We start from the raw sequence: 23,598 nt of genomic DNA, 5'->3' as shown, positions 1-23,598 counted from the left end.
AATGCGGGTGCCGACATGCCGGACGTCCACCGTTCGGCCGCCCGCCGCGGGGACGGCCGCGTTCCGGGGGCCGTGGCCGCCGGGCGTGGCGCGGTGGGACCGCCCCCCGCGCCCGGTCCCGTGCGGCGTGGCGGTGCGGGGCGGCGGGCGGGGGTGTGCTGCGATGCGGAGGTGACCACACTCCGGGGCCGTAGCGCCGACGTGTTTCCCGGCGTCCGTGCCGTCGGCTGGCTCGCGACCGTGCCGCCCGGGGCCGGGGCCGCCGTCATGGCCACCGGCATCGTCTCGATCGGCCTGCACCTGACCGGCCGTGACGTCCTGTCGGAAGTCTTCCTGACCGTCACCGCCGCGCTGTGGGTGCTGCTCGCGGTGGCCTTCGCCGTACGGCTGGCCGCCGACCGCTCCGGCTGGATCGCCGCCTCGGCCAACCCGCCCGCGCTCACCGCCGTCGCCGCCACCTGCGTCCTCGGCACCCGGCTGTCGCTGCTGGGCGCGCAGCGCACCGCCCTCGCGCTGCTCGCGCTGGGCGCCGTCGCCTGGCCCTGGCTGCTGCTGTCGGTCCTGCGGCACCTCAGGCGGCCCGCGCCCGGGGCCGCCTTCCTCGTGTGCGTCGCCACCGAGGGGCTGGCCGTCCTCGCCGCGACCCTCGCGTCCGCGGGGCAGGGCGACTGGCTGGCGTGGGCCGCCCTCGCCGCCTGCCTGCTCGGCGTCGTCCTCTACGCCGAGGCGCTGCGGCGCTTCGACCTCGGCCAGGTCCTCACCGGCAGCGGCGACCACTGGATCGCCGCGGGGGCGCTGGCCATCTCCGCGCTCGCCGCTTCCAAGCTCACCGCCTCGCCGGTGTGGACCGGCGCCGGGCACGGCGCCCTGCGCGTCCTCACCTTCGTGCTGCTCGGCCTGGACCTCGCGTGGTACGCGGTGCTCGCCGTCTGCGAGGTGCTCCGCCCCCGGCCGCACTACGACCTGCGGCGCTGGTCGACGGTCTTCCCGCTCGGCATGAGCGCGGTGGCCTGCCTCTCCACCGCGCAGGCGGGGCACGTCCGGCAGCTGCACGGCACGGGCACCGTGCTGCTGTGGATCGCGCTCGCCGCCTGGCTGCTGGTGGCCGCCGGCTTCGCGGCGCACGTCGCGCGCGGGCGCGAGGCGGGGCGGCCGCGCTTCTAGTCCTCGTACGACTGGAGCTCCCACAGGTTGCCGGCCGGGTCCCGGACGTGGGCCGTGTGCATCGTCGGGCCCCATGCGGGGCGGGGGGCGGGGGGTGCGACCGCGGTGCCGCCGTGCCGCAGGCACAGTCCGTACCCGGCCGCGACGTCCCCGACCCTGCTGACCAGCATGCCCGCGTCGCCCCCGGCGGGGCCTGCGCCGGTGACCGCCGCGAAGGCGGAGCGCTCGATGAGGGCGAGGACGCCCTCGGAGCCCACGTCCCAGCTCGCGTACGGGCCGTCCGCCGAGCCGCGGGCGAGGTGCGCGCCGACCAGCGGGGGGAGGACGGCGTCGTAGAAGCGGAAGGCGGCGCCGAAGTCGGCGACCAGCAGGCGGGGGTGGAGTGCGTCCATGGTGACCTCGCGACAATTAATGGGTGCAGACCTATTATTGGGTCGAGCCTACAATAAGGACCATGGCCGCCGACGGGACACCCCCCACGCTCACCGCCCTCACCACCTACCTGCTGTCGAGGACCGGCAAGGCCGCGCGCGGCCGGCTCGCGGCCCGGCTCGCCGAGCAGGGCCTGCGCCTGTGGCACATGGCCGTGCTCGCCGCCCTCGCCGACTTCGGCCCGCACACCCAGCGGGAGCTGGCGGAGCGCCTCGCGATCGACCCCAGCGACATCGTGAAGGTGCTCGACGACCTCGCCGCCGCGGGCCACGTCACCCGCACCCGCGACCCCGCCGACCGGCGCCGCGTCCGCGTCACCCTCACCCCCTCCGGCGCGACCGCCCTCGCCGGCCAGGTCGCCGGGGCGGAGTCCGTCCAGTCGGCCCTCCTCGCCCCCCTGACCCCCCAGGAGCGCGCGACCCTGCACGCCCTGCTGCTGCGCGTCTTCGACGGGGCCTGACCCTCACGCCGCGGAGCGGCCCCCGAGCGGCCTGCGGCGCCGCCCGGGACGCCGGGCACGGGCGAGGAGTCCCGCGCCGGCCGGTGGTTGCGGAGCGACCGCCCCTCCGCGCCCGTGACGACCCGCGCCGCACGGCCGACTTGGGCGCCCGCGCCCGGCGGCTGCGAGGGCGGCCTCCCCCCGGAGAGCCCCACAATCGCGACTAGCACTGCTAGTTTGACGTCATGCGCCCAGCAATCCATTTCGTCGCAGCCCGCCGCACGGCGATCGGCAAGCTCCGGGGCGGCCTGGCCGGTGTGCGGCCGGACGACCTGGCCGCGAGCGTCATCCGCGGCCTCGTCGCCGACGTGCCCGCCCTCGACCCCGCCCGGATCGACGACGTCTACTGGGGGGCCGCCAACCAGGCCGGCGAGGACAACCGCAACGTCGCCCGCATGGCGGCCCTGCTCGCCGGCCTGCCGGATTCCGTGCCCGGCGCGACCGTCAACCGGCTGTGCGCCTCCGGTCTGGAGGCCGTCACCGCGGCGGCCCGCGCGATCGCCGCCGGGGAGGCGGACATCGTGCTCGCCGGCGGTTCGGAGTCCATGAGCCGCGCCCCCTTCGTGCTGCCCCGGCCGGACGAGGCCCTGCCGCGTACGCTCCAGACGTACGACACCCGGCTCGGCTGGCGGCTGACCAACCCGGCGATGCGCGAGCTGCACGGCGTGCTGGCGATGGGAGAGACGGCCGAGGAGGTCGCCACCCGGTACGGCATCAGCCGCGCCGACCAGGACGCCTTCGCGCTGCGCTCGCACCGCGCCGCCGCCGAGGCCCGCGCCGCCGGGCGGTTCGACGCCGAGATCTTGCCGGTGGTGCGGCCGGACGGCGTCACGTTCACCCGCGACGAGTCGGTCCGCGAGGACACCGGGGCGGACAAGCTCGCCGCCCTCGCCCCCGTCTTCCGCCCCGGCGGCACCGTGACCGCCGGGAACTCCTCGCCGATGAACGACGGCGCCGCCGGCCTGCTCCTGGTCAGCGACGCAGCCCTGCGCGACCTCGGCGTGGAACCCCTCGGCCGCTACGCCGCCGGCGCGGCCTCGGGCGTGCACCCCGACGTGATGGGCACGGGCCCGGTGCCGGCGACCCGGAAGGCGCTGGCCCGGCTCGGCCGCGAGGTGGGCGGCCTCGACGCCGCCGAGGTCAACGAGGCGTTCGCCGCCCAGGCCCTGGCCTGTGTGCGCGAGCTCGGCCTCGACCCCGGCGTGGTCAACTGCGAGGGCGGCGCCATCGCCCTGGGCCACCCGCTCGGCGCCTCCGGGGCGCGGATCCTCACCACGCTGCTGCACCGCATGAAGCGCACCGGTGCCCGGCGCGGGCTCGCGACCATGTGCGTCGGCGTCGGCCAGGGCGCCACCGTCCTCGTCGACCGGGACTGACCGCAAGTCAGGGGTGCGGCGGGCGGGGGAAGATCGGTAGGGGTTGGCCGCGGCGTCCGCCTCTGGGAGAATCGGCAGCGCTGTTGCCGGCACCACGGGGGACGGAGTCGCCATGACAGGCCCTGACGGGGCGCATCTGCTCGCGATCAGCGACCTGCACGTCGGGTACGAGGCGAACCGGCAGATCGTGGAGCGCCTCCGGCCCGAGCACGACGACGACTGGCTGCTGGTCGCCGGGGACGTCGCGGAGCTGACCCCGGACATCACCTGGGCGCTGACCACCCTGACCAACCACTTCTCCACCGTCATCTGGCTGCCCGGCAACCACGAGCTGTGGACCCACCCGCAGGACCCGGTCCAGCTGCGAGGCGAGCGCCGCTACCGCCACCTCGTCGAGGAGGCCCGCGCGCTCGGCGTGATCACCCCGGAGGACCCCTACCCGGTGTGGGAGGGCCCGCAGGGGCCGGTCGCCGTCGTGCCGATGTTCCTGCTCTACGACTACAGCTGGCGGGACGGCACCCCCGGCGCCCGGACGAAGGACGAGGCACTGGCGCAGGCCCGGGAGGCCGGCATCGTCTGCACGGACGAGATGTTCCTGCAGCCCGACCCGCTGCCCTCCCGCGACGACTGGTGCCGGGCCCGCGTCGCGGAGACCGCCCGCCGGCTGGACGCCCTCGACCCGTCCCTGCCCACCGTCCTCGCCAACCACTGGCCGCTGCACCGCGAGCCCACCCAGATCCTCACCTACCCGGAATTCGCCCTGTGGTGCGGCACCGAGCGGACGGAGGACTGGCACACCCGCTACCGCGCCACCGAGGTCGTGTACGGCCATCTGCACATCCCGCGGGTCATCTGGCGCGACGGCGTCCGCTTCACCGAGGTCTCGCTCGGCTACCCGCGCGAGTGGGGCCGCCGCGAGGCCGGCCCCTCGGGCCCGCGCCGCATCCTGGCGGGCCGGCGGCAGGCGGCCCCCCGGTGATCGGTCTCGTCCTGCCCCCGGGCGTCCTCCACCGCTCCGCCTACGGCGGCGAGCTGGACCACGCCCCGCTGCACCCGGAGGAACTGCCGGCCGTCGCCCGCGCCGTCGACAAGCGGCGCCGCGAATACGCCGCAGGCCGGGCCTGCGCGCGCGAGGCCCTCGGGCAGCTCGGCATCCCGCCGGGCCCGATCCTGCGCGATCCGCACCGCGGCGCCCCGCAGTGGCCGGACGGTGTCGTCGGCAGCATCACCCACTGCGACGGCTACCGCGCGGCGGCAGTGGCCCGCAGCAGCGACATGCTCGCCCTCGGCATCGACGCCGAGCCGCACGCGGCGCTCCCCGAGGGGGTCCTGGACGCCGTGCTCGCCACGGACGCCGAGCGCGCCCGGCTCGCCGAACTCGCCGGCAGCGCCCCCGCGGTCCACTTCGACCGGCTGTTGTTCAGCGCCAAGGAGACCGTCTACAAGTCCTGGTACCCGTACCACCACCGCATGCTCGGCTTCCACGAGGCCGAACTGCTGCTCCACACCGATCCCGGCGTCACCGACCGCGGCGGCTACACCGCGCGTGTGCTCGTGCCGGGGCCGCTGCTCGCCGAGGGCGTCGGACCGGACACCTTCACCGGGCGCTGGGCCGTACGCGACGGGCTGCTCGTCACGGCCATCGCCGTACCGGCCGGGCGGGCCGCCTGACCGGCGGCCCTCCCCGCCCCGTGCTCAGCCCGAATCGCGTTCCACCAGCGTCGTCCTGAGGATGACCGAGCGGGTGTCCTGCCGCGGGTCGTCGATGAGAGCGAGCAGCAGCCGGGCCATCTCCGCCGCCATGTCCTCGACCGGCTGGCGGATCGTGGTCAGCAGCGGGCGGGACGCCTGCGCCGCGCTGCTGTCGTCGAAGCCGATCACGGCGACGTCCTCCGGCACCCGGCGGCCCTGGTCGCGCAGCACCAGCAGGGCCCCCTGCGCCATCAGGTCGTTGGCGACGAAGACCCCGTCCGTGTCGGGATGGTGCTCCAGCAGCTCGCGCATCGCCCGCTCGCCGCCGGCCTGCGTGAAGCCGCCCTCCACGCTGGGCACGTACGCGTGGCCGTGCTCGGCCATCGCTTCCCGGAAGCCCGCCAGCCGGTCCTGGCCGGCGGGGGAGTCGGAGGGTCCGGCGATCGTGGTGACGCGGCGGCAGCCGCGGGCCAGCAGCCGCTCGGCCGCGAGCTTCGCGCCCGCCTGCTGCGCCGCGTCGACGTAGCTGATGGGGATCGGCGTGGACGGGCGCGCGAACAGCACGGTCGGCAGGCCCGCGCCGGTGAGCAGCGCGGGCAGCGAGTCGCCGGGGGCTATCGACACCAGCGCCACTCCGTCGATGTGCTCCTGGCGCAGATTCGCCACGAGTGCGTGCCGGGCCTCCTCGGAGTCGGCGACCATGAGCACCGGGTGCACCCCGCGCGGCCGCAGCACCGTCAGCAGGCCGCCGACCACCCGGCCGAAGAACGGGTCGCTGAACACCTGGCCGAGGAACGGGTCGTCGGCGGTGCGGTGCGCCGGGACGGAGAAGACCAGCGCGATCGAGTCGGTGCGCCGGGTGACCAGGGTGCGGGCTGCGCGGTTGGGCACGTAGCCGGTCGCGGTGACCGCCTCCTGGACGATCCGCCGGATCTCCGGGTCGACGTTGCGCGTCCCGTTGACGACGCGCGACACCGTCGCCCGCGACACCCCGGCGGACCGCGCGACGTCTTCCAGCGTGGGCCGGCGCGGCCCCGGCGGACGGCTGCTCGTCATGGGTGCAGTTATACCATGTACGGGAGAGCGCTCTCCCGCCTTCCGTGCAGGCCACGGCGCGGAGGGCCGTCCGCGGGGCGCCCCTTCCCGCCCTCGTCGTGCCACCGGGGGGCGGGGTGCGGCGACCCCCCCGCAGGCCCGCCACACCCCGCCCGGTTCATCCGGAGCCACCGCTCACGCGTAGACCCCGAACTCGTACAGCGAGTCGCCGTACGCCGTGCCCCGCTGGGTGATCGTCACCCGCACGTACCGCCCGGTGCCGCTGACGTCCAGGGTGTCCACCCCGCCCGCGCCGGCCGACGTGGAGTGCACGGTCGTCCACGTGCTGCCGTCGTTCGACACCTGCACCTGGTACGCCTTCCCGTAGGCCGCCTCCCAGGCCAGCTGCACGTGCCGGACGGCGGTCGGCGCGCCCAGGTCGACCTGGATCCACTGCGGGTCGCTCCAGTCGCTCGCCCACCGGGTCGTCATGTCCCCGTCGGTGGCCATCGCGGGCGTGCACGGGCAGCCGCCGGCCGGGTCGGACTGGGAGGAGGACGCGGTCGTCGGCCTGCCCCGGGCCACGTCCGTACCGTCGACCTTCGGCGCCACGACCCGGAAGGACCTCGTCTCCACGCCCAGGTTGCCGTGCCCGTCGTAGGCGTAGACGTACACCTTCCACACCCCGGGCGTGGTGGGCGCGGTGACGGCGAACTGCCCGTCACCGGTCTGCGTGAAGTCCACCTGGCGCAGGCCCGTCGTGCCGTCGACGTACTTGGCCGAGTACATCAGGGTGTAGCGGACGAGGTCCCCGTCCGGGTCCGTCGCCTTCGCCGAGACCGTGAACGTGCCGCCCGCGGGCACCGACGAGCTGTCCGACAGCGTCATCGAGCCGATCGACGGCGGGGTGTCCGCCGGCGGGGTGCCGCCGTAGTCCCTGGCGACCGAGTAGTACGCGGGCCGCTTCCAGCCCTCCGGGCGGAGGTTGAACCAGATGCCGCCGAAGTCGTTCTCCTCGCCGTAGTTGAACATCGTCGCGCCGAGTCCCACCCCCGTGTGCCCGGCCACGCAGTTCCACGCCGAGGTGTACGCGTCGCGCTTCTGCGCGTCGGCAGGCTCGTCCGGCACCCCGTTGGCGTCGTCCGGCACCTCCCACTCGCCCGCCTCGCCGGACTCCGTCACGATGTACGGCCTGTTGTACCCGCCGTTGACCCAGTCCTGCCTGACGTTGCAGACCGCTCCGTAGGAGTTGACCGCGTAGAGGTCCAGCGACGGCGCGTACTGCTTGTAGTACGGCCACGCGCCCGTCCACGCGTCGGTCGAGGTCACCGGGTGGTTCGGGTCGATCGCGTGGATCGCCTGAGCCACCTGCTCCACGAACTGCGCGTAGGCGATGCGCTGCTGCTCGACCGCCGCGCCGGAGTAGTGGTCCTGGGTGGTGAGGATGACCTCGTTGCCGACGTCCCACATCAGCACACCCGGATGGTTCCTGTAGGTGCTGACCCAGTTCCTGATGTCGTTGAGGGTGTTCGTCCGGTACGCGGTGTCGTTGACGTAGTCCGCGCCCTGGTTGAGCCAGAAGCCGCTGACGACCTTCATCCCGTACGCGGCCGCCGCGTCCAGCAGCGGCTTGCTGCTCGCGTCGGTGCCCCAGGTGCGCAGCGTGTTGACGCCCATGGACCTCAGGTCGCGCATGTGCGCGTCGGCGGTCGTCGCCGACGGACCCCACGTCACACCCTTGACCTGCCACGGCCTGCCGTTCACCGTGAGCTGCCAGTTGCCCTGGCCGCCCGTGACGTGGACGTCGCTCGCGCCGGCCGGCACGGGCGGGTCGGTCAGCGGCGCCGGTGCGCTGCCGGTGGTCTGCGACACGGTGACGCTGTCGATGCTCAGCGCGCCGCCGGAGGTGGTGTCGGCGGCGGGCGAGGTGCAGCCGCACACGGCGTCCGGGTAGGAGCCGCCGATGCGCAGGCTGAAGTCGAGGTAGACCCCGTGGTGGACGGCCGCGTCCCACGTGGACACGCCGACCTGCGACTCGTCGGCCTGCCAGACCTGGCTGCCGTCCAGGTACCAGCGGATCTGCTCGTCGGAGGTCGTGCGGTCGATGATCTCGGAGTAGGTGTGGTAGCCGGTCTGGCAGCCCGCGCAGGTGGCCAGCCCGCTGGTCAGGCCGTTGTACTCGGCGCAGTTGCCGCCGGGGGCGGTGCCGCAGTGCAGCGTCGCCGACAGCTGGCTGCGGCCGTTGACGTCCTCCATGACGTCGCTCTCACCCACCGCGGGCCACGCGTCGACGTTGCCGCGGTAGCCCGCGCCCATGGCGCGGAAGGACGGCCAGTAGCCGAGCGCCTTGCCGACGCCGGGCTGCTCGAGGGTGGCCGAGATCTGCAGCCGGCCGCCGGCCGGGGCCTGGAAGTCCGCGCGCCTGGTCTCGATGCGGCCCGACGTCCAGGAGCCGCCCGACTTCAGTGCCGTCAGGTTGAGGTGGCCGCTGCCGTCGAGGCCGACGTTGGCGGGGGAGTCCGTGGCCGTCTCGACCTCGCCGGTGCCCCAGCCGGCGGGGCCGCCGGGGTAGGCGGTGCCGGTGTCGGTGATCCAGTTGCCCGCGTCGGGCCTGCTGCCGGCGGCGCCGTCGAAGCCGTCGCTCCACAGCGTCGTCCAGTCGCCGGGGGGCGGCGTCCCGGTGCTGCCGCCGGTGCTCCCCCCGGACGTGCCGCCGGTGCCCGCGGTCCCGTAGACCTGGAACTCCCACAGCGAGTAGCCGTAGCCGTTACTGCGGGCGGTGCCGTACATCCGGACGTAGCGGCCGGTGCCGCCGGCGGTCACGGTCTCGGTGCCGCCGGGCGCGGCGCCGGTGGCGTAGATCTGCGTCCAGTGGGTGGCGTCGTCGGAGACCTGGATCTGATAGGCCTTCGCCGGGTTCTCCCAGGCGAGCACGACCTTGCTGACGGTGGAGGAGGTGCCGAGGTCGATCTGGAGCCACTGCGGGTCGGACCAGGTGCTGGCCCAGCGGGTGGCGGTGCTGCCGTCGACGGCCGCGGAGGCCGGGTAGCCGGTGCCCTCGCTGGAGGACGCGGTGGCGGGCCTGCCCTGGGAGAGCAGGGCGTCGGCGGCGTGCGCGGGGGCCGGGACGGCGAGCGCGCAGAGCGCGAGGCCGGTGGCCACGAGCAGCAGGAAGGCGGCACGAAGCGGCGGAGGCAGGGCTCCGGTCCGCGAGCGTGCCGGGGGTGACGCTCTCATGACGGACTCCAGCGGTGGGGGGGGTGGAGGAAGGAGGGGCCCGTGGGAGGGGGCCGGTGGGGGTGAGGGAGGAGCGGGGCGCTTTCGGAGAGCGCTCTCTCGATGGCCCCGATGGTTGCCCCGGGCTTTCCGGGGTGTCAAGGGATGCGACACGAACGGCCGCTCGTGGGGCGGTTGGTGGAGGTGTGACCCGCCGTCGCGCACCGGACGTGCGTACGGGGGTGCGGCGGGCGGCCGGGGCTTGACACCGGTTCGCGCGCGCCGTCAGGGTGGCGGGTGTGGGAGAGCGCTCTCCGACAGCTCTCCCGGGCATTGACGCACCTCTCCCGCCCCCGCGGCCCCGACCGCCCGTCCCCAGCCTGCCGCTCACCGCGGCCTTCCTGCCGATGGGCCGTCACACCGCGGGCGGCGCCGCACGGAAGGCCATGAAGGGATGACCATGATCACCCCACGGCCCCTGCCCGTGCCGCGGCCCGCCGCCGCGCCGGCGATCACCGAGGAGCGGCTCGACGCCCTCGTCGCCCGGCTCGACCTGCCCGCCAAGATCCGGCTGCTGTCCGGCGCCGGGACCTTCCGCACCGCCGCGGAACCCGCCGTCGGCCTGCGCGCGCTGGTCTTCTCCGACGGGCCGGCCGGTGTGCGCGGCGAGCGCTGGGACGAGCGCGACACCGCGCTCGCGCTGCCCAGCCCGACCGCACTCGCCGCCGCGTGGGACGACGGACTGGTCGCCGAACTGGGCGGGCTGCTCGCCGCGGAGGCCCGCCGCAAGCGGATCGATGTGCTGCTCGCGCCCACTCTCAACCTGCACCGCACCCCCGCGGCCGGCCGCCACTTCGAGTGCTTCGCCGAGGACCCGCTGCTCGTCGGCCGCACCGCCGCCGCCTACATCCGCGGCGTCCAGGCCGGCGGCGTCGCCGCGACCGCGAAGCACTACGTCGCCAACGACTCCGAGACCGGCCGCCTCACGCTGGACGCCCGCCTCGACGAGCGCACCCTGCACGAGGTCTACCTCGCCCCCTTCGAGACCGCGGTGCGCGCCGGGGTGTGGGTCGTGATGTCGGCGTACAACCGCGTCAACGGCGTCACGATGTCGCAGAGCCCGCTGCTCGCCGAACCCCTCAAGGGTGCCTGGGGCTTCGACGGCGTCGTCGTCTCCGACTGGGGCGCGGTGCGCAGTACGGAGCCGGCCGCGCTCGCCCCCCAGGACCTCGCGATGCCCGGCCCGCACCCGCTGTGGGGCGAGCCGCTGCTCGCGGCCGTCCGTGCGGGACGGGTGCCGGAGGAGGTGATCGACGCCAAGGTGCGGCGGCTGCTGCGGCTCGCCGCGCGGGTGGGCGCGCTGGAGGGCGTGCGGCCGCCGCGGACCGCTCCCGCCGCCGCCGGGCCGCGCGCGCTGCTGCGCCGCGCGGTGGCGGCGGGCTGCGTACTGCTGCGCAACGAGGGCGGGCTGCTGCCGCTGGTGCCGCTGCCCCCTGCCCCGGCGGGGGGACAGGGCGCTTCCGGTGCGGCCGGCGGGCTCGCGCGGCTCGCGGTGATCGGGCCGAACGCCTCCGCCGCGCGGGTGCAGGGCGGGGGCAGCGCGGGGGTCTTCCCGGAGGCGGTCGTGTCGCCGCTGGAGGGGATCCGGGCAGCGCTCTCCGGCAGCGGTACCGAGGTCGTGCACGCGGAAGGTGTACGGCTGGGCACCCGGCCGACGCCGCTGCACCAGGGCAACGCCCGCGACCCGCGCACCGGCGAACCGGGCGTGCTGGTCCGCTACCTCGCCGCGGACGGCACGGAGTTGTGCGCCGAGCACCGGCTCAGCGGGCGCGTCCTGGAGCCGGGCGACGCGCCGGACCTGGCCCGGACCGCGGCGTCCGTCGAGGTCAGCGCGCACTTCACGCCCGCCGCGGCGGGGGAGTGGCGGCTGTCGGTGGTGGGCCTCGGCGCGGTCACCCTGCACGCGGACGGCGAGCCGCTGATCGACACCGTGGTGGAGCCGGAGTCCGGGGACCCGACCTACGTGCACGTCGCGCCGTCCTTCCGCACCGCGGTCCGCCGGGCCGTCGCGGGCGAGGTGCTGCATTTGGTCGCCACCCGGCGGCTGCTGCCGGAACAGGGCCTGGCCGTCGCGCTGGCGGCCGACGCGCCGCGGCCGGACGAGGACGCGGCCGTCGCCGAGGCGGTCGCGTGCGCCCGCGGCGCCGACGCCGCGGTCATGGTGGTGGGCACCACCGACGAGATCGAGAGCGAGGGCGCCGACCGCACCTCGCTCGCGCTGCCGGGCCGCCAGGACGAGCTGGTCGCGGCGGTGGCCGCGGCCAACCCGCGCACAGTGGTGATCGTCAACACGGGCGGCCCGGTCGAGCTGCCCTGGCGGGAGAGCGCTCCTGCGCTCCTGCTGTGCTGGTTCCCGGGCCAGGAGGCCGGGCACGGGCTCGCGGACGTGCTCTTCGGCCGCGCCGAGCCGGGCGGGCGGCTCCCCACCACCTGGGCCGCGCGCGCCGCGGGCGCCCCGCTGCCCGCCACGGCCCCCGAGGACGGCGTCCTGCGCTACGCGGAGGGCCCGTACGTCGGCCACCGCGCCTGGCGGCGCGCGGGGGCGGAACCGGCGTACTGGTTCGGCCACGGCCTGGGCTACACCACCTGGGCCTACGAGGCGCTGGAGGTGCTGCCGCCGGCGCCCGGCGGCACGGGGCCGACCGCCCTGGTCACGGTGCGCAACACCGGGACGCGGGCCGGACGCGAGGTCGTCCAGGTCTACCTGACGACGGGTCCGGACGAGCACGACGACGGCGGCCCGCGGCTCGCCGGTTACGCCGCCGTGCACGCCGCGCCCGGCGAAGCCGCGGTCGCCGAGGTACGGATCGAGCCGCGGGTGCTGCTGCGCCGGTCGCCGGACGGCGCCCGCTGGGTGCCGCGCCCCGGCCCGTACGTGCTGCACGCCGGTCCGTCCGCCGCCCGACAGCCCCTCAGCGCGCCGCTGGCCACCTGACCGCCCGTCACCCGGGCCGCGGACCGGGCGCCTCCCGCTCCTGACAGCGGGCGGCGCCCTCCCGGGGCGGCCCCCCGCCGGGGCCCGGCGGCGCCCGCGCTCAAGATCGGCAGTGTCAGACCCTCCCGCTAGCTTCTGTGGTGTCGCGCCGGTCCGGCGCGTACGTCCCGGCGTGTGCAGAGGAGATGACGCATGTCCGAGTGGGGGAGATCCAGCGTGGTGCGGGTGGTGGCGCCCGCCAGTCCGCGCAAGCTCGCCAAGGTGCCGTTCGTCGAGCTGGCGGACGGACGGTTGCAGGGAGTGGTGTCGAGCGGGTCGGACATGGCGCGGGTGTACGTCTCGTCGATCGCCGCGGGCTCGTTCGCCTTCACGTGCAGCACGAACAACAACCGCCCCTGCGGCGGCGCACGCGGCACGTTCTGCAACCACATCCGCGCGCTCGTCGGCGAGGCCGTCCTCCAGTACGGGGCACAGCGTGTCGCCCGCTACATGCGGCTCGATCCCGTGGAGGCCGGCGCCGACGCCGCCACCGTCCTCGGCCCGATGGTGCTGGCCCGCCCGCAGCAGGGCGACTCGTCGTCGGCCGCCTCCGTCTTCAGCCGCTTCCTGCGCCAGCTGGGCTACCTGGAGCTGGCTCCGACCACGGCGCCGCTGCCGGAGATGCAGTGGTTCCCGCCGACCAGGGCGGTGGCGTGATGCGGGTGGACGTGCTCGCCGAGGAGATCGACGGGCTCGACGAGGCGACCGCCGCCGTCGACGCGTTCGACGAGGTGCTGGTCTCCGGCCTGCTGCGGCCACAGCCCGCCCAGGCCGCGGGGCTCGCGGCGCTGGCCGGCGCGCTCGCCGGGTCGCCGCTGGCCGGGAAGGTCGCCGAGGCGGCGGAGAAGGCCGCGACGGGGGCGGCCGGCGAGGAGCACTTCGTGGCGCTCGCCGCGGGCCGCACGGCCCTGCTCGGCTCGGTGCACGACGCACTGGTCGCGCGTGCGGCGGAGGCGACGGGCCGGCCCGCGGCCGAGCCGGCCGCCCCGGGGCCCGGCGCGCAGCAGGCGCTGAACGTGCTGGCGGCCGCCCGCTCCTGGCTGTCGGATGTGGCCCGCAGCGGCTGGCGCGGCATGGACCACGAGCTCGTCGCGGGCGCCGCGCCGGTGGTCGCGGCGATGCTGCCCGATCCGGCGCTGCGCCGCCTGGCCGCGCTGCTCGACGGATTCGCCGGCGAGCTGGCCGCGTGCTGCCCGGGCGCGGCCCTGGAGCGCGTGCCGGCGCGCCGCTGGGCCGATTTGTGGTCGCGCGCGCTGCTGCTGACGCTGCCCGGGGCCGCGGGCGCGCCCGCCGGGGCCCGGGCGACCGGGCGCCTGCTGCCGCTGGGTGTCGATCTGCACGAGCACCCCACGGCCGTGCAGGCGCAGGTGCACGCGGTCCTCGAGCCCGCCGACGGCTCCGCGGCACTGCTGGTGCGGGCGAGCGTGTCGGCGCCCAAGCCGGAGACGGTGGTGGGAGCGGGCCTGTGGCAGCTGCTGCGCCCGCACATGTCGCTGCTGGCGGCCGCGGGCGAGGGCCGGTGCATGGACGTCACGGGGATGCCGCTGACGGCCGGGGGCGATCTCCTCTGGGACGACGCGTGTGCGCGCCCGGGCGAGCCCGCCGACGCCTTCAGCACGGCGAGGGTCGCGCTGCCCGCGGCCGCGGATCCCGCGGTGGCACCGCTCGACCGGCACCCGGCACGTATCGCCGTCCCCGTCTTCGTGGAGGGCTACGCCGCGGCGCAGCACGACGGGAAGGGCCTGGTCCTCACGTTCGCCGGGGGCGAGCTGCCCGTCGACACCGACCGCGTCCCGGTCGCCGGCCCCCTCACGCCGGAGGCCGTCGCGAAGTCCGCCGCCTGCATCGGCCTGCTGCGCTGGGACGCGGGAGCCTTCCGCCTGCAGCCACTCGCCGTGGAGAGCGTCGTGCGCAAGAAGCCCGTCGCGCTGCACGCCGGGGCGTGGGCGGGCGGCACCGCCGACAAGGACGGGGCCAGGGCGGAGAAGGCCGCCACGGACGCCGCCGAGGCGCTGCGGGAGCGCGCGGGAAGGCTGCTGCGGAAATGACCGACCAGCCCACCGCGCCCGTGCCCGCGCCGGCCCACGACACCCGGCGGCAGGTCGTCTACTGGCGGCTGCTCGCCCGGCTCTTCGACCAGGAGGAGCAGGCGGCGCTGGAGTCCGCGAGCCTGGCCGTCGTCGAGGACGTCGGCCTGCCGGCAGCCCTGCTCGACCCGCAGGTCTCCGTCGACTCCCTGGTGCAGCGCCACCCCGAACTGGCCGCCGAGTTCGACGGCCTGATGGTCCCGCCGGCCCCCGGGCCGGGCGAAGGCGACGAGACCGCCGCGGACGGCGGCAGGGACCGCGCCGCGGAAGTGCGCCGCGCGGCCCTGGTCTCCAAGGTGCTGCTCAACGTCTTCGCGACCGGCGGCGGGGCCGTCACGGCGGGGCAGCTGGCGCGCTGGCAGGCCGACGCGCACTGGCTGGAGCGCGCCCTCGGCTGCCGTCCCGGCGGGCTGCGCGGCGGCCGGGGCGCGGGTCCCGGCGCCGGCCCGACGGGTACGGGCGCCGGGCACGGCACGCCGGACCTGAGCCGGCTCGTCCCGGCGATCGGGCCGGAGCTGGCCGCGATCGAGGCCGACCTCGTCCGGCGGATGCAGCTGCGCGAGGTGCTGGCCGATCCGCAGCTGGCCGCGCAGCTCACCCCGAGCATGTCGCTCATCGAGCAGCTGCTGCGGGACAAGAACAACCTGTCCGGTGTCGCGCTGGCCAACGCCAAGGCCCTGATCCGCCGCTTCGTCGACGAGGTCGCCGAAGTCCTGCGCACCCAGGTGGAGAAGGCGACGGTCGGCGCGATCGACCGGTCCGTCCCGCCCAAACGGGTCTTCCGCAACCTGGACCTGGAGCGGACGATCTGGAAGAACCTCACCAACTGGAGCCCGGAGGACGAGAAGCTCTACGTCGACCGGCTCTACTACCGGCACACCGCCCGCCGCACGACCCCGCAGCGGCTGATCGTGGTCGTCGACCAGTCCGGTTCGATGGTCGACTCGATGGTGAACTGCACCATCCTGGCGTCGATCTTCGCCGGGCTGCCCAAGGTCGACGTCCACCTGATCGCCTACGACACGCAGGCCCTGGACCTCACCCCGTGGGTGCACGACCCGTTCGAGACGCTGCTGCGCACCAACCTCGGCGGCGGCACGGACGGCACGGTCGCCATGGCCCTCGCGCAGCCGCTGATCGCCGAGCCGCGCAACACCGTCGTGGTGTGGATCTCCGACTTCTACGAATGGCGCTGCGAACCGCTCTTCGAGAGCATGGCCGCCGTCCACCGCTCGGGTGCCCGCTTCATCCCGGTCGGCTCGGTGACCAGCGCCGGCCGCGGCAGCGTCAACCCGTGGTTCCGCGAGCGCTTCAAGGACCTGGGCACGCCGGTGCTGTCCGGCCACATACGCAAGCTCGTCCACGAGCTGAAGACGTTCCTCACCTGAGCCGGGCGCCGCCCGGCCACCGTGCCGCGACGACGGCCCCCCCCCACGTTCGACCTTTTCCCAGAGAGGCCCTGACATGTCCGACCTGCTGCGCGCGCCCGCGGAGATCAAGTACGCCGAGGAGCTGGACTGGCTGGAGTCCGTCGACGACGGCCCGAAGCCCTTCTCCTGGCGGCTGTCGCCCAAGATGGTGCGGCTGTTCGTGCTGGGCGCCGAGCGTTCCGACGGGCTGGACCGGGAGATCGCCCCGAAGTGGTTCGGCGACCGCAGTTTCGTCGAGCGCTCGATCGTCACACTCGCCTCCGACCGCGGGCTGCTGCTGATCGGCGACCCGGGCACGGGCAAGAGCTGGCTCGCCGAGCTGCTGTCCGCGGCGATCTGCCGCAACTCCACCCTCGTGGTGCAGGGCACCGCGGGCACCACCGAGGACCACATCAAGTACTCGTGGAACGTCTCCCAGGTCATCGCGCGCGGCCAGTCGCGCGACTCGATGATCCCCTCACCGATCATGACCGCGATGGAGACCGGCGCGATCGGCCGCTTCGAGGAGCTGACGCGTGCCACCAGCGACGTGCAGGACGCGCTGATCTCCATCCTGTCGGAGAAGTACATCTCGGTGCCGGAACTGGGCGGCGACACCGCGCAGGCCGGGGAGGGCGGCACCGCCGACAACATCGTCTTCGCCAGGCCCGGCTTCTCGGTCATCGCCACCGCCAACAGCCGCGACCGCGGCGTCAACGACCTGTCGTCGGCCCTCAAGCGGCGCTTCAACTTCGTCCGCATCCCGGTGGTGACCGACAGGAAGAGCGAGGCGGAGATCGTCCGCTTCCGCACCGAGGAGCTGCTCCGCCGGCACTCCATCGACCTCGACGTGCCGCCGACGCTCCTGGACGTGCTGCTCCGGAGCTTCGCCGACCTGCGCGCCTCGGCGGCCGCTGCGGGCAGCGACGACGAGAAGCTGGAGTCCGCGCTGTCCACCGCCGAGCAGATCGGCGTGCTGGAGGACGCGATCCTGCACAGCACCTTCTTCGGCGAGCGCAGCCTGACCGCCCGCACGCTGGCCGCCTCGCTCGTCGGCTCGCTGGCCCGGCGCGAGCCGGAGGATCTGGCGATCCTGAACAAGTACCTGCACGGTGTGGTCGAGCCCCGCAGCAAGGACGAGGGCGGATCCTGGCCGGAATTCCTCGACGGCGGCCGCGACGCGATAGCCACCCTGTCGTGAGCGGCGCGCAGGAGGCAGCGCCCTTCGACGCGCTGCGCGGCCGGCTCCAGGAGGCCGCGGCGGAGTTCGCGGACGGACCGGACGCCCTGGAGGGCATCCTGCTCGGCATCGTCGACGACGTCGACCGCGCACTGCGCGAGCCGCTGGAGATCTTCCCGGTGTGCCACCACTCTCCGGCCTCCGCCGTCGCCATGGCCCGCCGGCTGCGCGAGAAGCAGCCCAAGGTCGTCTACCTGGAGCTGTGCGAGGACATGGCACCGCTGCTCACCGAGCTGCGCAACTGCCGCCTGCCGGTGGCGGTGCAGGCGTTCGCGAGCGAGGTCGACGGCTTCCCGCCCGAGTGGGCGCCGCTGTCGGTCGTCGCCCCGGTCACCGAGGCGTCCGCGGAGTACCAGGCCATCGCGTACGCGCTGGACACCCCGGGCGTGGAGCTGGTGCTCGTCGACCGGTCGTGCGACCACGTCTTCCAGTGGCAGCCGGAGGGCCCGCGCCCCGCCGGCGCATCCGGCGAGCCCGCTCCGGCCGCCCCCGAGGAGGCGGCGCTGCACGGCGACGCGGTCGGTGTGGAGGTCGGCGACCTGCGGCCGCGCTTCGCCGAGCTGGAGGAGTACCTGCTGCGCCACGGGCGGGTGCGGCACTGGTCGGAGTGGTGGCACCAGTACGTCGAGCTGCCGCTCGGCGACAGCGACCACGACACCTACCGCCAGGTGATGCTGCTCATCGGCAGCCTCTTCCGACGCCTCGCACCCGGCGACCCGGGGCGGATACGGGTGGACGAGGACCGCGAGCGCCACATGTGGACGCGGATGCGCGCGCACCTGGCGGCCACCGGCACCGATCCCGCCGACTGCCTCTACGTCTGCGGCGCCTTCCACGCCGCCAGCCGCGTGCCGGAGTTCGGGGTGCACGGCAGCGACACCTTCGAGATCAGCCCGCCGAGCGCGAGCACCTGGCAGTACGGCCTCATCCCGTCCAGCCACGCAGCGATCGAGGCGCAGTTCGGCCTCGCCGCCGGCTCGGTGTCGATCGCCGCGACGCAGTGGGCGAAGAACCTCAGGCGCAGCGGGGTACGGCCCTTCCGGCTCGCCGGGCAGGCCGGCGAGCGCAAGGCCGCGAAGGCCGTGAAGCTCGGGCCGCCCGTCCCGGACACGGAGGCGGGCGACCGGCTCAGCGGCTTCCTGCGGCGGCCGCCGGTCCTCGACCGGCTGGACGAGGACGAACTGCTCGGCTGGAGCGTCGACATCGTCCGCGCGGCCCGCCGCAACGGCTACCTCGCCTCGACCGCCGACGCCATCGCCGTCTTCGAGACGTCGATCCTGCTGGCCGGCATGCGCGACCGGGCCAGGCCCACGCCGTACGACTTCCAGGACGCGGCCGTCACCTGCATCGAGAAGGACACCGTGCCCGGCCGGCGGGACGTGCGCCGGCTCGTCGAGATCATGATGGGCGGCGACCGGATCGGCCGGGTCGGCTACGAGGCCCTGCCGCCGCTCGCCCGCGACGTCCACGACCGGCTCGCGCCGCTCGGCCTGAAGCTCCAGCAGCGCGGCGTGCAGCGTGCGTTGCTGGACCTGGCGTCGAAGCCGGAGCTGAGGGGCTGCTCCGACGTGCTGTGGATGCTGCGCCGCCTCATGCCGCACGGCACCGCCCGCCCCATCATGGGCGAGCGCAGGCTCGGCGAGCAGTCCGTCCAGGAGTCCTGGGACGTCGCTCTCGGCACGCACCAGCGGGCCCTGATCGAGCTGGGCTACGAGGGCGTGAGCATCGAACAGGTGCTGGAGCAGCGGCTGCGGCGCGCCGCCTACGAGCCGCAGGCGACCGCCGCGGACGTGCTGCAGGCCGTCGAGGACGCCACGCTCTACCTGCGCAGCCGCCGACTCGCCGACGAGCTGGGCAACCGCGCCCTGGAGGTGCTCGCCACCGAGCGCACCGTCGACGGGGCGCCGGAGGTGCTGCGCCGGGTGCGCCGGCTGCTCGCGTACTACCGCACGAGCGAGCCCGCGCTGCCCGGGTGGATCGAGTCCTTCGTCACCACCGGCTACGCCCACTACTGCACCCTGCTGCCGACCGCCTTCACCGACGAGGACGCGACCGTGCGGCAGGTCGCCGCGATGCTGGGCTTCCTCTTCGGCATGGAGGGCCTGGCGCTGTCGCTCGGCTGCGACCGCACCCAGCTGGAGCTGGCCGTCGCGCAGTCCCACCCGGAGGAGCCGGCCAGGGTCGCGCTGCTGTGGGCGGCGCAGCTCCGGCTCGGCCGGCTGACCCGGGCCGAGCTGCGCGCCCGCTGCTCCGGGCTGCTCGGCAACCCGCTGGTGGTGCCGTCCTACCCGCGCTACCTCAGCGGCTTCCTGCACGCGCTGGAACCCGTCCCGCAGCTCGCGGACTTCGTGGTCGAGCTGGTGTCGGACGCCTTCGCGGTGCTGCCCGACCACGTGCTGCTGCCGTGGCTGCCGACGCTGATCGGCACCCTGCGTTCGGGCGGCGCGGAGCCGGCCCCGCTGCTGATCCGGGAGGCCGGGCGGATCTTCCCCGGCCGGCTCGCGGCCCTCGACACCTGGGTGCCGCCCTGGCGGGAGGAACCCGGGCTGCTGCCCTCCGCCGCGCCCGCCGCAGCCCGTGGTGCCGCGCTGCTCGCCGCCCACCCGGCCGCCTGCGACGCGCTGGCGGAGCTGCTGGGCTGCGAGGGGACGTGGACGGTGGCCGGATCCGGCCCGGGCGGCGCGGTCCTGGTCGCCCGTCACCCGGCGGCGGCCGATGCGCTCGCCGGGCTCCTCGGCTCCTGAGCCGGCCGCACGGGCCAGGGCGTTCCCGCCGCAGGGAGCCCCGGCCCGTGCCGCGCGGGCGGCGCCCACCTCCGGGAGAGCGCTCCCCGGCAGGAGGCGCCGGAGCCGCGGTCCGGCACTGTGCGCCGTGCCGCGGCGGCGCCGGGCGCCGCGGCACGGGCATCGCCGGCCCGCCGGTCGTCCGGTCCCGGCACCCGCGTGCGCTCCACCCCGGTCCGGCGGTACCGGGCGCGGGAGGCCGAAGGGCGCGGTACGGCCGGGTCGTCGCTCCACTCACTGGTGTCCACCGGGCCCTGGTGTCCGGGCCCCGGTGCCCGCGCTCCTCCCGCCCTTCCGCCCCCTGGCGGATCGGCCTGGTGAGGGCCCCTCACACACCGGACCGCGGCTCGCGCCCGCCTCCGGCCGCGGCCCGGTTCGGGCTTCGAGGCCTTCACTTCTTGAAGCCCGCACAGGGGATTGACGCGGTACTCATGCGAGGAGTTAATTCTTTCCACCGCTAGTGGGAGCGCTCCCACCCCCCATGCCGGGCAGCGCTCCCCGGCGGTCACCGTGTCCTGTGCCCGAGGATTTACCGAGGAGCCCGTCCGCATGACCGCACGCGTCCGCGCACGTACCCGTACGCTCACCGTCGCCGCGGCGACCGCCGCACTCGCCGCCGTCACGGCCGCGGTGCCCGCGCACGCCAGCGCGCCCGGCCACCAGGCAGCCGCCCCCACCACGCTGTTCACCCCGCCGGCCAACCCGGACGCGAACGCCCAGATCCTGGACCTCGCCAAGCACTGGCAGCTGAAGGACGCCGCCGGCCTGCTCGCGATGACCCTCACCCCGCAGGCCGTGTGGCTCGACGGCGGCGCCACGCCGGCGGCCACCCGCACCGCCGTCGACAAGACCGTCGGCGACGCCGCCCGCCGGCACCAGCTCCCGGTCCTCGCGCTCTACAACATCCCCGGCCGCGACTGCGCCCAGTACTCGGCCGGCGGGGCCGCGAACACCGCCGACTACCAGGCGTGGATCGACGCGGTGAAGGCCGGTATCGGCAACCGCCCCGCCGACGTCGTCCTGGAGCCCGACTCGCTCGCGCTCCTGCCCTCCGACTGCGGCATGGACGACGCGCAGGGCACCAAGACCACCGAGCGCTACGACCAGATCCACTACGCCGTCGACGCCCTGGAGCCGCTGGCCGGCACCAAGGTCTACATCGACGCCGGGCACAGCGGCTGGCACAGCATCAACGACATCGTGCCCCGGCTCGTCGCCGGCGGCGTCGACGACGCCACCGGCTTCTACCTCAACATCTCCAACTACCGTTCCGACAGCGAGATCGCCTGGTACGGCAAGCTCGTCTCGTCCTGCCTCGCCTACGTCTCCGGCGGCGGCGACGCGGCGTCCTGCCCCAACCAGTGGTGGTCCGTCAACGACGCCCAGGCCTGGCTGGACGCCAACGTCCACACCGCGCCCGCCGCCATGAAGCACTACGTCGCCGACACCAGCCGCAACGGCCAGGGCCCCTGGACGCCGCCGGCCGGCGCCTACACCGACGCCCAGGACTGGTGCAACCCGCCCGGCCGCGGCCTCGGCGCCCGCCCGACGCTGAAGACCGGCGACCCGCTCCAGGACGCCAAGCTCTGGGTCAAGATCCCGGGCGAGTCCGACGGCCAGTGCACCCGCGGCACGGCCGGCCCGAACGACCCCGAGCGCGGCTACCAGGACCCGGCCGCGGGCAAGTGGTTCCCGCAGCAGGCGCTCGAACTGCTGCACAACGCGAACCCGGCGGTGCTCCCGCACTGAGCACGTGAGCCGCAGCGCCCGCGGTGCACACGACCGCGAAGGTGCGCTCGAACGCCCACCGGACCCGCGCAGGCCCCGGACCGCCCCCGGGCCGCGCGCCGCGGCACCTCCGCCTCGTGCGAGGGCCGCACCCCGGGCCCGCCCGCCGGCACCACGCCGGCGGGCGGGCTCTCCGCCGTTATGGCGTGGGGCCGCCGGTGCGGCGGTGGGCGATGGGGCAGAGTGGGCAGCATGTTGCCCGAGGTGCCCTCGCCGGACGACCCGCACGTGCGCCACATGCGCCGCGTGCTGCTGGCCGTCATCACCGGAAGCTTCCTCTTCCTCATCCCCTGGATCGGCTATCTCTACGTGAGCCTGCCCACCCACCGGACGGTGAGCAACTGGCGCTACGCCTGGGTGGGTTTCGACGGCGCGCTGATCGTGCTGCTCGGCATCACCGCGCTGTGCGCGTGGCGGCGGCTCCAGATCTTCATCCCCTGGGCGGTGGCCACCGCCACGCTGCTGTGCTGCGACGCCTGGTTCGACATCGTGCTGGACTGGAACAGCGACGACCTGGTCGTCTCGATCGTCACCGCGGCCGTGGCCGAACTCCCGCTCGCCGCGCTGCTGCTGCACGCCGCCCGCCGGATGATCCGGCTGACGCTGACCCTCGCCTGGGCGCGCGCCGGGCGGGAGGGGCCGGTGCCGCCGCTGTCGCGGCTGTCGGTGCTCGTGCTGGCGGAGGACTCCGAGGCGCAGCGCCGGCCGTAGTTCCGCGGGCCCGCGGGTTGTCCACAGGGCGGGGCACGGGCCTGGCCGGGGTGCGGGGCGGTCGGTAAGATCTTTCTGTAACTTTCAGCACGGCCAACCGGATTGGCCCACAGCGGGGGGAGCGGAGCCGTGGCGGTCGCAGCGGAGGGCGCGGCGTACGACGTGCTGGTGGTCGGCGGCACGGGCGTCGACACGATCGTGCTGGTGGACGAGCTGGCGGTACCGCGGGGTGATTCCCGCTCCGTCCCGCCGATCAGGGACTACGTGGCGCACACGGGCAACGGCGTGGCGCTCGGCTTCCGTGCGCTGGGCCTCGCCACCGCCTTCATCGACTTCCTCGGGGAGGACGCCCAGGGCCGGATGATCCTGGAGCGGTACGCCGAGGCAGGGCTCGACTTCCACCACCTGCCGGCCCCGGCGGGCACCCCGCGCAGCGTCAACCTGGTCGACCGGGAGGGCCGCCGCTTCTCCTTCTACGACGGCCGGCACCCGCTGGACCTGCGGCTGCCGGAGGAGTTCTACCTGCCCTACGTCGAGCGGGCCCGGCACGTGCACGTATCCCGCTCCGCGCACGCCGAGCCGGTCCTCGCCGACGCGGTACGCCTGGGCCGCACCGTCTCCACCGACCTGCACGCCTGGGACGGCGAGGAGGCTTCGGCGCTGCCCTGGGCGCTGGGCGCCGACCTGGTCTTCCTCAGCGCGGCGGAGGTGGGGGAGCGGATACCCGAGGTCATGCGGCGGATCCTGGCCGAGGGCCGGGCGTCGCTCGTGGTCGCGACGGACGGCGCCGCGGGCTGCCATGTCCTTCAGCGCGGTGAGCCGGAGCCGCGGCGCTTCCCGGCGGTGCTCCCGGAGCGGCCCGTCGTGGACAGCAACGGAGCGGGCGACGCCTTCCTGACCGCCTTCCTGCACCGCCGGTTCTCCGGCGCGCCGCTGGAGGAGTGCGTGCTCGCGGGATCCGTGTCCGGAGCTTTCGCGTGCGGCAGCCCGGGCACGCACGAGGAGCTGATCGGCGCCCCCGAGCTGGCCGCGGCCGTCGCGCGGGCCGCGTGGGCCCGCCCGCCGGTGGGCTGACGGGGCCCGGCGTGCGGCCGGAGCGGTCAGCCGCCTCCGTGGGGCGGCTTCCCGGGGC

The 23,598-nt window shown here is 75.2% G+C and carries 17 protein-coding genes and 1 pseudogene; 14 read left to right on the top strand and 4 right to left on the bottom strand.

Translation table 11 applies throughout. The features are described from left to right. Positions 1-171: 171 nt before the first annotated feature. Complete coding sequence (locus tag ACH4SE_RS07295; RefSeq protein WP_398542323.1) at positions 172-1,164, top strand: tellurite resistance/C4-dicarboxylate transporter family protein; 993 nt, start codon at positions 172-174, stop codon at positions 1,162-1,164. On the opposite strand, the gene ACH4SE_RS07290 is transcribed toward ACH4SE_RS07295, so the two are convergent. Further along, the gene (locus tag ACH4SE_RS07290; protein ID WP_398542322.1) at positions 1,161-1,556 is read right to left on the bottom strand and encodes a VOC family protein; all 396 of its coding nucleotides are present in this window, start codon (positions 1,554-1,556) and stop codon (positions 1,161-1,163) included. The two genes, ACH4SE_RS07295 and ACH4SE_RS07290, sit on opposite strands and share 4 nt — an antisense overlap. Positions 1,557-1,618: 62 nt before the next feature. Here ACH4SE_RS07290 and ACH4SE_RS07285 point away from each other — a divergent pair, with 62 nt between their 5' ends. From ACH4SE_RS07285 to ACH4SE_RS07270, 4 genes are all read left to right on the top strand, one after another. Then, entirely contained in the window at positions 1,619-2,056 is a 438-nt protein-coding gene (locus tag ACH4SE_RS07285) for a MarR family winged helix-turn-helix transcriptional regulator (RefSeq protein WP_398542321.1), read from the top strand. A gap of 224 nt (positions 2,057-2,280) precedes the next feature. Continuing rightward, a complete protein-coding gene (locus ACH4SE_RS07280; protein ID WP_398542320.1) occupies positions 2,281-3,471 on the top strand; it encodes a thiolase family protein in 1,191 nt (396 codons plus the stop codon). Positions 3,472-3,583: 112 nt separating this feature from the next. Next, positions 3,584-4,450 (top strand): metallophosphoesterase family protein, encoded by an 867-nt coding sequence (locus ACH4SE_RS07275; RefSeq protein ID WP_398542319.1) that lies wholly within the window; start codon positions 3,584-3,586, stop codon positions 4,448-4,450. Beyond that, the gene (locus ACH4SE_RS07270) at positions 4,447-5,142 is read left to right on the top strand and encodes a 4'-phosphopantetheinyl transferase (RefSeq protein ID WP_398542318.1); all 696 of its coding nucleotides are present in this window, start codon (positions 4,447-4,449) and stop codon (positions 5,140-5,142) included. Before ACH4SE_RS07275 ends, ACH4SE_RS07270 begins: the two co-directional genes overlap by 4 nt. Before the next feature lie 24 nt (positions 5,143-5,166). On the opposite strand, the gene ACH4SE_RS07265 is transcribed toward ACH4SE_RS07270, so the two are convergent. From ACH4SE_RS07265 to ACH4SE_RS07255, 3 genes and pseudogenes are all read right to left on the bottom strand, one after another. Then, positions 5,167-6,219 (bottom strand): LacI family DNA-binding transcriptional regulator, encoded by a 1,053-nt coding sequence (locus ACH4SE_RS07265; protein ID WP_398542317.1) that lies wholly within the window; start codon positions 6,217-6,219, stop codon positions 5,167-5,169. 174 nt (positions 6,220-6,393) lie between these two features. Beyond that, a complete protein-coding gene (locus ACH4SE_RS07260; RefSeq protein ID WP_398542673.1) occupies positions 6,394-8,085 on the bottom strand; it encodes a discoidin domain-containing protein in 1,692 nt (563 codons plus the stop codon). An 867-nt stretch (positions 8,086-8,952) separates the two neighbouring features. Then, positions 8,953-9,435: pseudogene (locus tag ACH4SE_RS07255) on the bottom strand (discoidin domain-containing protein); the annotation flags it as partial. 439 nt (positions 9,436-9,874) lie between these two features. Between ACH4SE_RS07255 and ACH4SE_RS07250 the strand changes: the two are divergent. The 9 genes from ACH4SE_RS07250 (at position 9,875) to ACH4SE_RS07210 (ending at position 23,540) form a co-directional block, all read left to right on the top strand. Beyond that, positions 9,875-12,409, top strand: coding sequence for a glycoside hydrolase family 3 C-terminal domain-containing protein (locus ACH4SE_RS07250; RefSeq protein ID WP_398542316.1), 2,535 nt, complete (start codon positions 9,875-9,877; stop codon positions 12,407-12,409). 192 nt (positions 12,410-12,601) lie between these two features. Continuing rightward, a complete protein-coding gene (locus ACH4SE_RS07245) occupies positions 12,602-13,105 on the top strand; it encodes a hypothetical protein (protein ID WP_398542315.1) in 504 nt (167 codons plus the stop codon). Beyond that, positions 13,075-14,496 carry a hypothetical protein gene (locus ACH4SE_RS07240; RefSeq protein ID WP_398542314.1) on the top strand — a complete coding sequence of 474 codons (1,422 nt, stop codon included), beginning with the start codon at positions 13,075-13,077 and terminating at the stop codon, positions 14,494-14,496. The genes ACH4SE_RS07245 and ACH4SE_RS07240 overlap by 31 nt, the downstream gene beginning before the upstream one ends. Beyond that, positions 14,493-15,923 (top strand): VWA domain-containing protein, encoded by a 1,431-nt coding sequence (locus tag ACH4SE_RS07235; protein ID WP_398542313.1) that lies wholly within the window; start codon positions 14,493-14,495, stop codon positions 15,921-15,923. The genes ACH4SE_RS07240 and ACH4SE_RS07235 overlap by 4 nt, the downstream gene beginning before the upstream one ends. Positions 15,924-15,999: 76 nt before the next feature. Next, a complete protein-coding gene (locus tag ACH4SE_RS07230) occupies positions 16,000-17,145 on the top strand; it encodes an AAA family ATPase (protein WP_398542312.1) in 1,146 nt (381 codons plus the stop codon). Further along, a complete protein-coding gene (locus ACH4SE_RS07225; RefSeq protein WP_398542311.1) occupies positions 17,142-19,928 on the top strand; it encodes a DUF5682 family protein in 2,787 nt (928 codons plus the stop codon). Before ACH4SE_RS07230 ends, ACH4SE_RS07225 begins: the two co-directional genes overlap by 4 nt. A 588-nt stretch (positions 19,929-20,516) precedes the next feature. Then, the gene (locus tag ACH4SE_RS07220) at positions 20,517-21,716 is read left to right on the top strand and encodes a glycoside hydrolase family 6 protein (RefSeq protein ID WP_398542310.1); all 1,200 of its coding nucleotides are present in this window, start codon (positions 20,517-20,519) and stop codon (positions 21,714-21,716) included. 231 nt (positions 21,717-21,947) lie between these two features. Then, positions 21,948-22,466, top strand: a complete 519-nt coding sequence (locus tag ACH4SE_RS07215; RefSeq protein ID WP_398542309.1) for a hypothetical protein — start codon at positions 21,948-21,950, stop codon at positions 22,464-22,466. A 129-nt stretch (positions 22,467-22,595) separates the two neighbouring features. Next, positions 22,596-23,540 carry a carbohydrate kinase family protein gene (locus ACH4SE_RS07210; RefSeq protein WP_398542308.1) on the top strand — a complete coding sequence of 315 codons (945 nt, stop codon included), beginning with the start codon at positions 22,596-22,598 and terminating at the stop codon, positions 23,538-23,540. The last annotated feature ends 58 nt before the right edge of the window (positions 23,541-23,598 follow it).

The organism is Streptomyces sp. NPDC020983 (genome assembly GCF_044333485.1).
In the GTDB taxonomy this organism is placed as follows: Bacteria; Actinomycetota; Actinomycetes; order Streptomycetales; family Streptomycetaceae; genus Actinacidiphila.
Note: the sequence above shows the minus strand (reverse complement) of the source record. Positions and strands in the feature narration are given on the sequence as shown.

What these genes read in the sequence shown, in the direction of transcription:
- ACH4SE_RS07235 (WP_398542313.1), top strand. Translation starts at nt 14,493, where the DNA reads ATGACCGACCAGCCCACCGCGCCCGTGCCCGCGCCGGCCCACGACACC.
- ACH4SE_RS07250 (WP_398542316.1), top strand. Translation starts at nt 9,875, where the DNA reads ATGATCACCCCACGGCCCCTGCCCGTGCCGCGGCCCGCCGCCGCGCCG.
- ACH4SE_RS07230 (WP_398542312.1), top strand. Translation starts at nt 16,000, where the DNA reads ATGTCCGACCTGCTGCGCGCGCCCGCGGAGATCAAGTACGCCGAGGAG.
- ACH4SE_RS07275 (WP_398542319.1), top strand. Translation starts at nt 3,584, where the DNA reads ATGACAGGCCCTGACGGGGCGCATCTGCTCGCGATCAGCGACCTGCAC.
- ACH4SE_RS07220 (WP_398542310.1), top strand. Translation starts at nt 20,517, where the DNA reads ATGACCGCACGCGTCCGCGCACGTACCCGTACGCTCACCGTCGCCGCG.
- ACH4SE_RS07290 (WP_398542322.1), bottom strand. Translation starts at nt 1,556, where the DNA reads ATGGACGCACTCCACCCCCGCCTGCTGGTCGCCGACTTCGGCGCCGCC.
- ACH4SE_RS07280 (WP_398542320.1), top strand. Translation starts at nt 2,281, where the DNA reads ATGCGCCCAGCAATCCATTTCGTCGCAGCCCGCCGCACGGCGATCGGC.
- ACH4SE_RS07245 (WP_398542315.1), top strand. Translation starts at nt 12,602, where the DNA reads ATGTCCGAGTGGGGGAGATCCAGCGTGGTGCGGGTGGTGGCGCCCGCC.
- ACH4SE_RS07215 (WP_398542309.1), top strand. Translation starts at nt 21,948, where the DNA reads ATGTTGCCCGAGGTGCCCTCGCCGGACGACCCGCACGTGCGCCACATG.
- ACH4SE_RS07285 (WP_398542321.1), top strand. Translation starts at nt 1,619, where the DNA reads ATGGCCGCCGACGGGACACCCCCCACGCTCACCGCCCTCACCACCTAC.
- ACH4SE_RS07265 (WP_398542317.1), bottom strand. Translation starts at nt 6,219, where the DNA reads ATGACGAGCAGCCGTCCGCCGGGGCCGCGCCGGCCCACGCTGGAAGAC.